The following is a 10,780-nucleotide window of genomic DNA, read 5'->3' on the forward strand; positions in this document are numbered from 1 at the left end:
CACAACTCCTAAAACCACTAATATTCCATAAAAGTATTTCAATGAAAACCCTCCCCGAATACCAATCCCATATTACAGCTTATATATTTCAAATGTCCTCTAAACCTTAGGTAGTTTTTTGTATTTGTAATCGCCCTCCCAAATATTGAATATAACCCAATTGTATATAACCCATTAGTATTTCTTTATATCCTATCTTATTTCCTTTATTTGTAACTATATTAAACTACCCTTTAATTGAACAAGAAAAAAGCCTTACTTCTTATTGAAGTAAAGCACCCTATGGTTTAAGTATAAAACTTCACAATCTTAATAGTCCAAAGCAGATATTCTCTTTTTATTATAGTCTTGGAATTCTTAACAGTTTGTTTCCTAATAACATTTCCCAATTATTTATTCTTAATAAATTCTTTCCAAGATGATATAACAACTGGTATGCCGAATATAAACACAGTTGCTAAGCCAATAATCTTTATAAAAAATATTACTATGTTAATAATTTCTCTGAAAAAATCAATTATAGGAAAAGGGATTAGTCTAAAAATCGGGATATTTGAAAAACTTGCTATAAATTCAGAAGTTGATGAAGATATTGAAAAAAGTAACCAACCAGCTAATGCAGCTATAAGAAATTTCATATGTTTATCCATTTCTACTCCTCCTTATTAATAACTTCATCAATAAATAATAAGCGTCATAGAATGCCATCTGTTTGTAAAATTTAAATAGAAGTTGGTTTCTATTCTGTTGAAGTAGACAATTACACAATTAAATTGTATGTTTTTTTTTCCTTATAAGACTACTTTTACTATAATTAACATAAAAATTTGTAATTTTTGTGTTAATTCGTATTGAACTAAACTGCCCCTTCACGCGCCAAATATAACATGAAAAATTTTTGTAACAACAAAAAAATAAGGCTCGCAACTGCGAACCTTATTCGATAATGATAGAAATCTCACTTACTTCTTTCCGTGCTATTCTCTTCGGCGTTTCCTCCGGATATCCTAGTGCAATTACCATGTTTATTTCTTTCTCACCCTCTATCCCCAAATATGACCGTATTTTATCTTGGGCTAATAATACTGGACCTGTCATTGGGCATGTTCCCAAACCCTTCGCGTATGCTGCGAGCATCAGATTCTGCGATGCTAAACAACTCGATTTAATTCCTTCTTCACGCCAGACGGACTCGTCCACGAGTCCGATGGGCTCGAATATTTTTTCTTTGAACTTTGAATTGTATGGTGTAGCCAAACAAATAATCAGCACCGGTGCGCCTGAAAAGGCGGTGGCGTAAGGACCGAATGAACGAAGCAAAAGCTTTGATTCTTTTTCAAGCCCTCTTTCCTCCACTTCGCCCGCCCGCTCGCGAAGCGCCTCCCACGTCATTTCTTCTATCTTTTTGATTTTCTCCCTGTCTTTTATGACAATGAACTCCCAGGTCTGGGAGTTTGTATCACTCGGTGCGTATCGTGCACAATCGAGGACATCTATGATGTCCTCGTTGGATACGTCGATGTCTTTATATTTACGGATGCTTCTTCGATTTTGGATCAATTCTTTTACTTCTAAAAAACTAGTCATTTTTATCTCCCTTTTGAACCATTTAAAATTGTAAATATATTATAACAGAAGAAAAAGAACTCGACTTTTTATAAAAGTTGGTTGTAAAGTTTGTATAGTTCATATAGTTCTTCATCTTCTTTGAATTCCACAGCGTTTAAACGACCAGATTCAATCCATGACAAGATGCGTGTAATGATGTTCTTCGCTTTTTTCCAGTTTATCACTAATTTTTAATTTTCCATCCTGAAACTTAGTATTCATATAGGACCTATCGCTGGTTTCCCATTCACAATGCAAAAGAGCGGCAATTTTGTTGGATTTGTATTTCAAAAAAAACAATGTTGAAACGTATCCCACAGCCGGATATAAAAGGCACAACTAGCGAAGAACCACTAGTTGTGCCTGTTTGCGCGCAAAACTTCCGATTGCCCCCGTTAAGAACCGTCCCTGTGGTTTTCTCGTTACTACTTTTAGTATTAGTATTCAACTGTAACTGAAGTAGCGGCAGGAGCACTGGTACCTGCATCATTTGATGCTGTAACAGAAATAACATAAGTTTGACCTGGTTTAGGCTTACTTAACGTTGCATGGGTTTCTGAGATGGGTCTCAATCTATACGTACGGCCATTCACAGTAAACCAAACGGTAAATTTGACATTTTGAGCAATGGCATTATTGTTGTCCCAGCTAATAACAATATTATTAGAGTTTTTATCAAAGTAAGCTTGCAAATTGGTTGGACTGTTTGGCACTTCTGTTTTTTGTTCAACTGTTATTGAAACAGATGCTGGATCACTTTTTATCTCTTCAGAAATGGCAACGATTGTAAGTGTATATGATTTTCCTTTCTCTGGGCTTTGAAGTACTGCTTGGCTTTCTTTTGTGGATGTTAGTTTTGTTGTATTTCCATCCACTGTATAAGAAACATCAAAGGTTGTTTCTGAACTGGTTTCAGAAGCATAATTCCATGATAATTGAATGCTATCTGAAGCTTCATCATATTTCGCCTGAGCATTGGTTGGTTTATCAATCTTAGGTGCTGGTGGCTTTTCTCCGCCTTGTACATAGTATTCCTTGCCTAATTTCCCAACACTGCTTGGTTGTATAAATCCTTCCGTGCTGGTAGCTGCTCGTGACATAATCTCTTTAAACGCTAATTTAGAGAAGTGCTCGGTTTTGCCTCCTAAATAGTCATCTGAAGAAGTAGTTTCTGTGTAGCCTGTCCAAACAGCACCTGTGTACTGCGGTGTATATCCTACAAACCATGCATCTCTTGTCGCATTATTAGGTAAACCGTATTTTTCTATTGCTGATTGATCGAAGCTGGTTGTTCCTGTTTTTCCAGCTATATCAAGACTACTAACATTTGCCATGGTTCCTGTACCTGAATCCACCACTGTACGTAGCATATCTGTGATGAGGAAGGCAGTAGAGTCTTCCATTACTTTCTTTTTACTTGAAGCTAAGTTCTTTTCCGTTCCATCGGGATAAATTATTTTGGAAACAGTAAATGGTTCTGCATAGTAACCTCCATTCCCGAAAGCTGCATACGCTCCAGCCATATTTAAAGGAGATGCTGCATCAATGGCGCCTATTGCATTCGATTCATTTGCTTTTTGAGATTCTGTAATAGGAAAACCAAGGCTATTGGCAAAATTAGTGGCATAGTCTGCTCCAACTTCCTGATATGTTTTTAATGCAGGAATATTACGTGACCAGGCCAGATGATCTCTAATCGTTTTATCTCCTGCATAGGTATGACTTGCATTTCGAATAGGGGTTCCATTTGAGTATTGATACTTCTCATCTTTTATTATGTGTCCAGTTGACCATTTGAATTTTTCAATGGCTGGGCCGTAGTCAAGAATTGGTTTAATCGTAGAACCAGGATGACGTTTAATCCTTGTTGCATAGTTAAATTTGCCGGTTTGATAATTTCTTCCTCCGCCAATGGCTTTAATGGCTCCCGTCTGGGTCTCGGCAATGATAACAGCTGTTTGCAGCTTATCATTACCTGGAAAATTGATATAATCATTTGTTGAAAGAACATCTTCCGTTACTTGCTGGATTTTTGGGTCAATGGTTGTATAAATTTCTAAGCCATCTTCAAAAATATTCCCACCGGTTTTTTCTTGTACTTCTGAAATGGCCGTATCAACAAAGGCTTGATATTTATTTGATGCCGCTTGTTGAATATTTAATGTATCTTCAATTGGTGTACTTTGTGCTTTCTCCATTTCTGATTTGGAAATATATCCATGTCTATTCATATAATAAAGAACCATATTTCTGCGTTTTTCTGCTGCATCAAGATTACTTTCAACAGTAGGTGTATAGTTATTGGGACTTTGTGGAATTCCGGCAAGGAGTGCAGCTTGTTCCAGTGTTAATTTATTTAACTCATCGGGACCAAGACCGAAGAACCTTTCGGCCGCTTTTGCAACGCCATATACATCATTGCCATATAAATTCTTGTTAAAATACATTTCTAGAATTTGATCCTTAGAGAACTTTTTTTCTAATTGAATGGCTAAATACCATTCCTGCACTTTTCTTGTAGGGGTTTTTTCAATTGATAAAAAAGAATTTTTCACAACTTGCTGTGTAATCGTACTGCCGCCTTGAGAAGAACCAGTTGTAATATTCGTCCAAACAGCAACAAGAGTACGTTTAACATCAATTCCATGATGCTGATAAAAACGGGCATCCTCTGTGGCCAAAACAGCATTTTTTAAGACATCAGGTATTTGCTTAATATTAATTTCATTCCGTTTCTCCTTACCGATTTCGGCAATGACGGTTTTCCCATCACTAGCAAAAAATTTGGAAGATAAAGGATCCTTTAATAGCGTTTCGTCAAACTTAGGAGCGTCTTTAATGATCCAGTAAAAAGCGCCCACTCCAAACAAGAACAGTACAATTCCTAGTGTAAGACAAATGTATAAGAATTTTTTCCAAAATCCTCTTCTTGGCCTCTTGTTCTCATCCTGTTTTGAAGAACTTTGTTGTTGTTCTTGTATGTTTTTTCTCCGCTCAGTCCGAGACCAATCATTTTCTGTCATGTTTCTTTCTCCTACCTTTCAAGACCATGGACAAGACTGGCCCGATTTGAACGAGGCGAACCGTTCCTGTGGTGTTTTTAAAATAAAAGTTGCTATCATCCAAGAACTTTCAATGGGTGAGAAAACCATATAAAAATTAGCAGAAACCTTTTGATATATCTTTACTAGTTTTTACCAAGCATTTGAAGGTCTTAGAAAATGCAGGGTTAGTTTCCTTCAGAAAAGCGGGAAGGTATAAGTATTATTATTTCCATCCCGACACTATTTATGGGGTTGCCAGCTGGCTAAATTAATGAAAGTCATTATGGGAGAGTCGATTTCAAGTATGGAAAAATATTTATTAAATGAAGAGGCAACCGGAGGAAATAATAATGATTATAATGGAACTGCGGCACATCTTTGTTCCTGGGCAGCTCTCGTATCTAGACATAATGAAAGTGCTGGAAAAGGAAACAAAAGAGCAGCTATTGTAGTTGCACATGTCGATTTTGCGGATCGCATATTACCTTTTAACAAGAAAAGAAATGTATGTAGACTTAGGCGAAGATTACTTTGATAAAAAAAAGACAGGTATCTATTGTACGCCATTCGGTTCGAAGACTAGAAAACTTAGGCTATACGGTTACAATAACAGAAGCTTCTTAATCCATTAAACAAGTATATAAACACCAAGGATCAGACGCTCTCCCCTTTTAAAAAGATGAATTTAAGTATTGCCATTTTTCGAATTTCACAGAAGTTAATTTCCTGGTAGTAAAAGAAGAAAAAGCTGCCATTACGGCAACTTTTTCGAAACCGGGACCTGTGCTGGTCTATTATCCGTACATAGATTTTACTTGGCGGCTAATCTTGTCGCAGCCTTCAGCTTGCAACCTTTCAATTTGCACTTCCAAATCCTGTCCTAAAGTGCTTACTTTGGCAGTCTCCTTCTTAAATTAAAGCTACCCGTTAGTTTAAGTACACAATCCTTCACAAATTTTTGCCTTTATACTCTTTGGTGTTGATTAGTATCCTGATACAAATATGGTCGACCCAATAATTATTTCTAGTTTATGGAAAACCCCATCTACTTGGATATAAATCCATACTGATTTGTTGTACAAGCATAAGATAAATAGAATCTTATAATAAAGGAGGACAAGTATGAACGTATTTGCCACGCTTATCTCATTCACTCCGAGCACTGGCACACTAACCTATAGCGTTAATGGCGTCACACAGACTTCGAGAGTCGTGTCGGCGACTGTCCCGCACCGTGCAGCACTAGAACGGTTCGCCCCCACTGACCCAATCCGCCCAATCGTTACACGCTGGAACACACTAATTTCGACTGTAAAAGGACCAATTACATTTGGTTCAACGACATCTGACGTCCTAGACACATTCGCCTCGATTACAGCCGACTTAGCAGCTAATGACGCAAAAGTGCAGATTCATCTGAAACCGAATAGCGATACCGTAGCCTCTATCCGCCCCATTCCATTTCTTCCACCGCATCCGATATAATCAATTTATTAACGCAAGGCTAGAGTGGCTAATAATTAGCCACTTTTTTAATTCCTTATTAAAGAAAGGTCCTCATAGTAAAAAATAGGAATGTAGATTCTACTCTCCTACATTCCCAAAATATTAACTAGACCTTTATTAAGGTTGTGTAATATTAGCCGTAACGCAACTTGCTTGGAAGTGGTCGTTAATTGTGAGGATTCCGTGGACTGTTAATGGTACTCTAATTACTAGATTTTTAGTAGTAAAATCAAACTCCGTTTCAAGATTACAAACTCCACACTCAACTGAAGAATCTACCAGTGCCCCAGTGCTTACATTGTAGATAATTGTTAAGCACACTGGTTGCTGTAAATCAGAACGAATACAAGGCATTAAATTTGCACTCCTTTCTTATTTAGTCATTAATAAGAAATGCAATTTGGACAAGTTTTGTAACGGCAGATTATGAAATAGCATTAAAAATAGTTTTAAACCTAGCAAATATGAGTATCTATAGTGGTTGTTTTATTGAGGTAGTCTAAGGAGATGTTCAGTAAACGGTGACTTTTCTTACTTACACTATTCTGCCCATTTTGCACAATAAGAAGTTTCTCTTTTGTTACAGAATATAATCTGTACTATCTGCGTTTGTCCTCGTTTATAACGATACTATAAGAAATATTGAGTTTATCCCAAACTCAAGCCTGGAAAATTTTATCTATTTCTATCTTTAGTCCTTCCTCATCCAAATCCTCATCAATACCTAATTCTTTAAAAGTAAATGTTTCTGTCGCCTCTGTATCTTCATATTTTGTACTACTGAATGAAAAAGTGACTGTCTCCTATTTAAACCTGCATAAATTCTCCTTTAATTACAGTTTACAGTATTCCTTCTTATTGCACTAACCTGCCACGATAGTTCAAGTACAACATTTCACAATCTTTCTTGTGTAAAAAAAAAGGCGACCTTCTTGAAGGATCGCCCACGTTTAAGATAGATCCCAAATCGGGACCCTTTATCAGATTTGATGAAACGTTTTAATCCATCAAACGAGCCATTCACTCAGGAATTGTATTCCATAAGTTAATAAGTCTTATTAGGTCAATAGTTTCTGAGCCACTATATACCCCGATCCACCATTTACTCCATGTCCAGGCCAAGTTGCGGCCCCGAGCATATACACATTTGGAATTGCTGTCTGATGACCCGGCTGCCCTGGTAGTGGTCTCAAAAGATAACTCTGCCCTAAATCATGTGCACCACCATACGGATCCCCCGGGCCAGCATTTGGGTTATACTTAGCAATTGTGTCTGGTGTGACTACGTATTTTCCAATGACTGCGCTTGGGATGTTGGGTATATGCTTGCTGACCACGTTTAGCACGCGTTCTGTAAAACGCTCTGTCAAATCATGCGACCATGTCCCATTCCCCACATCGATGAGATTTGCAGCATCCCCGTTTGGCCTTATAGGTACTTCCAGCACTTGAATACGCATGATGGCCTTTCCTGACGGTGCCCTTGTTGGATCAAGATTGGTCGAACAGTCTACGGTAAAGGTCGGATTTGACGGAAGCAGATTAGCTGCGCCTTGGGCAATAGCTAAGGTAAATCCGTCTAGCCCATCTGTTAGATGTGGCTGACCGACACGGTTAAACCGCTTATCCGGCCAGTTTGGCGGCTCACTCAAAGCTAAATGAATTTGTACACATCCTCTGCCGTATCGAAACTGTTTTGCTTGTGCGCGCAGTGGTGGTGATATTTCGGTATCGGCTAATAGCGAGAGATACAGCTGGTCAGGTGTAGTTGAGGCCACGACCGCCTGTTTGGCACGGTATTTTTTCCCCTTTGAGGTCCTTACACCAACTGCTCTACCATTTTCCACTAAAATCCGCTCGACCTGAATCTCTGTAAGAATTTCTCCGCCTTGATCCGTGATCAGCTGAGCTAATGCCTGCGCTAACTTCTCACTGCCGCCCTCCGGTATTGGCATTCCACCGCCCATCAATGCCATCACGGTGAGCGGCACCCAAATTCCACTTCCCACCTCATCCGGTGTACGGCCAAGGTGAGTAACCCAGGAAGCAAGCATCGCCCTCGTGACAGGTGACTGAAGCGAACTAACCGTATTACGAGCCGTTGAAACGATCGATGCTGCAAATGGTGAATAACCCACGCCGCCCTCTTGATGAAGTAAACGCTGGATGATAGGTGCAGCTTCTGGACTGGAAAGATCCATGTTAAATAACCCAAAAACATCGTTTACATAAGGATTCAACTGTTCAAACATGCCTGCCAGCGCTGTGCCGTCACCAGGAGCCAACCGTTCTGCTTCAGCGATGAGCTCCTCAAAGGAAGAAGGAAGAACCGCTGTTCGTCCGTCTTCGATCGAAACGCCAGTCGGCAGGTCTGTATTTAAATAGCGAAGCCCGCGTGCTTCTAAGTCCTCTCTTAACTCTGCGTACGCTGGTCCGGTTGTAAAGAGTGGATGAGCAGCAGCATAGACATCATGTTTGAAACCTGGCAGTGTCAGCTCTTCTGTGCGCAAAAATCCTCCTGGACGGTCATTTTTTTCTAAAACTAATACACTTCTTCCAGCCTGTGTTAAATAGGCAGCCGTTATCAACGCATTATGGCCGCTGCCGATAATAATGACATCAAATTGATCCATCATATCTCTCCTTTTACGATATCTACGTAAAAGGATATTATGGTTTTTAGATATTAAGCACTAAATCTAGGACATTAATAAAAATATTTCAGGACGTCTTTACCATTAAGGAAGGCCCTTTTAAAAGTTTTAAAATCTTAACTATTTGTATCGAAATCTTGGGATAATCGTTTTGTAAAACCCGAAGAGCAAAACGGTAATAAATTATTTCCAACTGCTGAAGAACTGCTAATTTAAATTTTTATTATCTGATTGTAGGACAATCGGAAGTTTTACGCGTAAAAGGTGAGCTCCAAAATAGTGTAGAAAAAAGCTTCCCATTATAATGATGGTTAGGATGCAGGTTATTCTGCAAGAGAGAAGGACTATTAGATGCTATTTTATGTCATTGCAATCCTGGTTATTGTGCTGGACCAGCTTTCTAAATATCTAATTCGGGCCCACATTGATATTAATGAAGCATTTACATTGTGGGGAATACACCTCACACATATCGAAAATAGCGGGATGGCAGGAGGCTTATTTCAAGGCAATGCACGGCTCTTCGGAATTGTGGCTGTGTTGTTCGTAATAGGTGTTTTATATTTTCGCAGAACCGGAGAAATGAATGGGACTCTCATCGATTGTAGCTTTGGATTCCTTGTCGGAGGAGCAATCGGAAATGGCATTGATAGACTTTTGTTTGGGCAGGTGACAGATTTTATCATTCGCTCTGGCGGAATTCTTAACTTGGCCGACCATGCGATTGAGATGGGGGTGTTCCTGCTTATTATTTATGGGGTCGTTAGATGGTTAAAAAAGAAGAACTAGATTCTCCTGCAAATGCTTTGGCCATTATACAAACACAAAAGGCATACTTCCCCATTTTTTATTTTGGTTTTCTTCAATCCTTTCCAATTACATTATTATTATGGCAAACACTTTCAGTAAAATTAGTTCAGATGGCCACTTTGAAAAGAAAGAGCTAAATGGAGAAGGTTTGTTTTAAAATGTCGAACTTTTATTTAGCACATTCACCTCTTAATAAAGTACAATCAAAAGGTATTTACATTATAAAGAGGTGATAAAATGAAAAAAGTAAAACGAGTTTTGTTCTTATCTTTTTTTGTAAGTGCATTATCTGCAACTCCTGCGTTTGCTGCACACCAACATTACTTAGTTACTCCGGGTCAAACTGTATGTGACATTGGTAGCGGGCAAACATCAATTGATGATCCAAATCACGGCGGATACCACCAATTTCACGAACATGTACATCTTGGTACACCAGGTACATTTGCATTCAAGCAGGGAGGACAAGTGAGCGTATTTAAAGGAACTTGCCCTGAAAATTAAGTTCTTAAGGCACTTTCAACTGAAAGTGTCTTTTCCATTGGATTGTAATCTTTGTCAGTAAGATACAAAATCAGAGATAGGTGAATCTGGTTATTGCTAAGTGTAAGCTAGGCAGCAGAAAAAGGGGAATGTAAACCTGAAACCGAAATCTTTTAAAAAGAGGTAATAAAAATGAATGTAGATAGATTGGAAGAATTGCTTTTGGGAGACGATGGGCTGCTCATTTCTCTTCGATTGGGATATGGTTTACAGTCAGAAAAAGTTGTTCAAATTATTGAGGTTCTTCATTACCTTTCGGAGGAATGGTCCGAATCAGACTATATTCCAAAGAAAGCTGCGAGTATGTTCGCTGATTTCTACGCTGCGGCTTATTCATCACTTGGTCTATATAATGAAGAAGTTCAGATCAAGATTAAGGATGCGGTAGATAAAATCATGGACGCGATTAGAAAATGTGTTAATGTACCAGGTTTTTAATTTAGGCTCAGTTTTTATTAATTGTTGATTTTCGTGTATGTAAAAGAATTTATAGGCGGAGAATTTCCGGCTAATGTATATTGGGTGGCTTAAAAAGCAGATATAAACCAGCTAATAGTTTGTCAACATTTTTCATTTAAATATCTTTTTATTGTGTGGTATTCTAAAAATAAGCAT

The 10,780-nt window shown here is 38.4% G+C and carries 10 protein-coding genes; 6 read left to right on the forward strand and 4 right to left on the reverse strand.

Annotated elements, in window-relative coordinates; genetic code table 11:
* Positions 1 to 389: 389 nt before the first annotated feature.
* The 3 genes from ACFPA1_RS21175 to ACFPA1_RS21185 form a co-directional block, all read right to left on the reverse strand.
* Positions 390 to 650 carry a hypothetical protein gene (locus ACFPA1_RS21175; protein WP_378585311.1) on the reverse strand — a complete coding sequence of 87 codons (261 nt, stop codon included), beginning with the start codon at positions 648 to 650 and terminating at the stop codon, positions 390 to 392.
* 286 nt (positions 651 to 936) lie between these two features.
* Positions 937 to 1,587: a nitroreductase family protein gene (locus ACFPA1_RS21180; protein ID WP_378585313.1), complete on the reverse strand. Its 651-nt coding sequence runs from the start codon at positions 1,585 to 1,587 to the stop codon at positions 937 to 939.
* Positions 1,588 to 2,045: 458 nt separating this feature from the next.
* Complete coding sequence (locus tag ACFPA1_RS21185; protein ID WP_378585316.1) at positions 2,046 to 4,631, reverse strand: PBP1A family penicillin-binding protein; 2,586 nt, start codon at positions 4,629 to 4,631, stop codon at positions 2,046 to 2,048.
* Between the two features lie 292 nt (positions 4,632 to 4,923).
* On the opposite strand from ACFPA1_RS21185, the gene ACFPA1_RS21190 reads away from it, so the two are divergent.
* Both ACFPA1_RS21190 and ACFPA1_RS21195 read left to right on the forward strand, forming a co-directional pair.
* Positions 4,924 to 5,187: a hypothetical protein gene (locus ACFPA1_RS21190; RefSeq protein WP_213146195.1), complete on the forward strand. Its 264-nt coding sequence runs from the start codon at positions 4,924 to 4,926 to the stop codon at positions 5,185 to 5,187.
* Positions 5,188 to 5,774: 587 nt separating this feature from the next.
* A complete protein-coding gene (locus ACFPA1_RS21195; RefSeq protein WP_241113729.1) occupies positions 5,775 to 6,137 on the forward strand; it encodes a hypothetical protein in 363 nt (120 codons plus the stop codon).
* 1,079 nt (positions 6,138 to 7,216) lie between these two features.
* On the opposite strand, the gene ACFPA1_RS21200 is transcribed toward ACFPA1_RS21195, so the two are convergent.
* Entirely contained in the window at positions 7,217 to 8,794 is a 1,578-nt protein-coding gene (locus ACFPA1_RS21200) for a phytoene desaturase family protein (RefSeq protein ID WP_378585319.1), read from the reverse strand.
* A gap of 369 nt (positions 8,795 to 9,163) precedes the next feature.
* On the opposite strand from ACFPA1_RS21200, the gene lspA reads away from it, so the two are divergent.
* From lspA to ACFPA1_RS21220, 4 genes are all read left to right on the forward strand, one after another.
* The gene (gene lspA / locus ACFPA1_RS21205; RefSeq protein WP_213146193.1) at positions 9,164 to 9,601 is read left to right on the forward strand and encodes a signal peptidase II; all 438 of its coding nucleotides are present in this window, start codon (positions 9,164 to 9,166) and stop codon (positions 9,599 to 9,601) included.
* Entirely contained in the window at positions 9,580 to 9,759 is a 180-nt protein-coding gene (locus tag ACFPA1_RS21210; RefSeq protein ID WP_378585323.1) for a hypothetical protein, read from the forward strand. Before lspA ends, ACFPA1_RS21210 begins: the two co-directional genes overlap by 22 nt.
* Before the next feature lie 100 nt (positions 9,760 to 9,859).
* A complete protein-coding gene (locus ACFPA1_RS21215) occupies positions 9,860 to 10,126 on the forward strand; it encodes a hypothetical protein (RefSeq protein WP_378585326.1) in 267 nt (88 codons plus the stop codon).
* A gap of 171 nt (positions 10,127 to 10,297) precedes the next feature.
* The gene (locus tag ACFPA1_RS21220; protein ID WP_378585329.1) at positions 10,298 to 10,603 is read left to right on the forward strand and encodes a hypothetical protein; all 306 of its coding nucleotides are present in this window, start codon (positions 10,298 to 10,300) and stop codon (positions 10,601 to 10,603) included.
* The last annotated feature ends 177 nt before the right edge of the window (positions 10,604 to 10,780 follow it).

Source organism: Neobacillus sp. GCM10023253, from assembly GCF_042653105.1.
GTDB classification, from domain to species: domain Bacteria; phylum Bacillota; class Bacilli; order Bacillales; family Cytobacillaceae; genus Neobacillus; species Neobacillus citreus.

Excerpts from the sequence above, each read along its gene's own strand:
- ACFPA1_RS21175 (WP_378585311.1), bottom strand. The coding sequence starts at position 650 with ATGGATAAACATATGAAATTTCTTATAGCTGCATTAGCTGGTTGGTTA.
- ACFPA1_RS21180 (WP_378585313.1), bottom strand. The coding sequence starts at position 1,587 with ATGACTAGTTTTTTAGAAGTAAAAGAATTGATCCAAAATCGAAGAAGC.
- ACFPA1_RS21185 (WP_378585316.1), bottom strand. The coding sequence starts at position 4,631 with ATGACAGAAAATGATTGGTCTCGGACTGAGCGGAGAAAAAACATACAA.
- ACFPA1_RS21190 (WP_213146195.1), top strand. The coding sequence starts at position 4,924 with ATGAAAGTCATTATGGGAGAGTCGATTTCAAGTATGGAAAAATATTTA.
- ACFPA1_RS21195 (WP_241113729.1), top strand. The coding sequence starts at position 5,775 with ATGAACGTATTTGCCACGCTTATCTCATTCACTCCGAGCACTGGCACA.
- ACFPA1_RS21200 (WP_378585319.1), bottom strand. The coding sequence starts at position 8,794 with ATGATGGATCAATTTGATGTCATTATTATCGGCAGCGGCCATAATGCG.
- lspA (WP_213146193.1), top strand. The coding sequence starts at position 9,164 with ATGCTATTTTATGTCATTGCAATCCTGGTTATTGTGCTGGACCAGCTT.
- ACFPA1_RS21210 (WP_378585323.1), top strand. The coding sequence starts at position 9,580 with ATGGTTAAAAAAGAAGAACTAGATTCTCCTGCAAATGCTTTGGCCATT.
- ACFPA1_RS21215 (WP_378585326.1), top strand. The coding sequence starts at position 9,860 with ATGAAAAAAGTAAAACGAGTTTTGTTCTTATCTTTTTTTGTAAGTGCA.
- ACFPA1_RS21220 (WP_378585329.1), top strand. The coding sequence starts at position 10,298 with ATGAATGTAGATAGATTGGAAGAATTGCTTTTGGGAGACGATGGGCTG.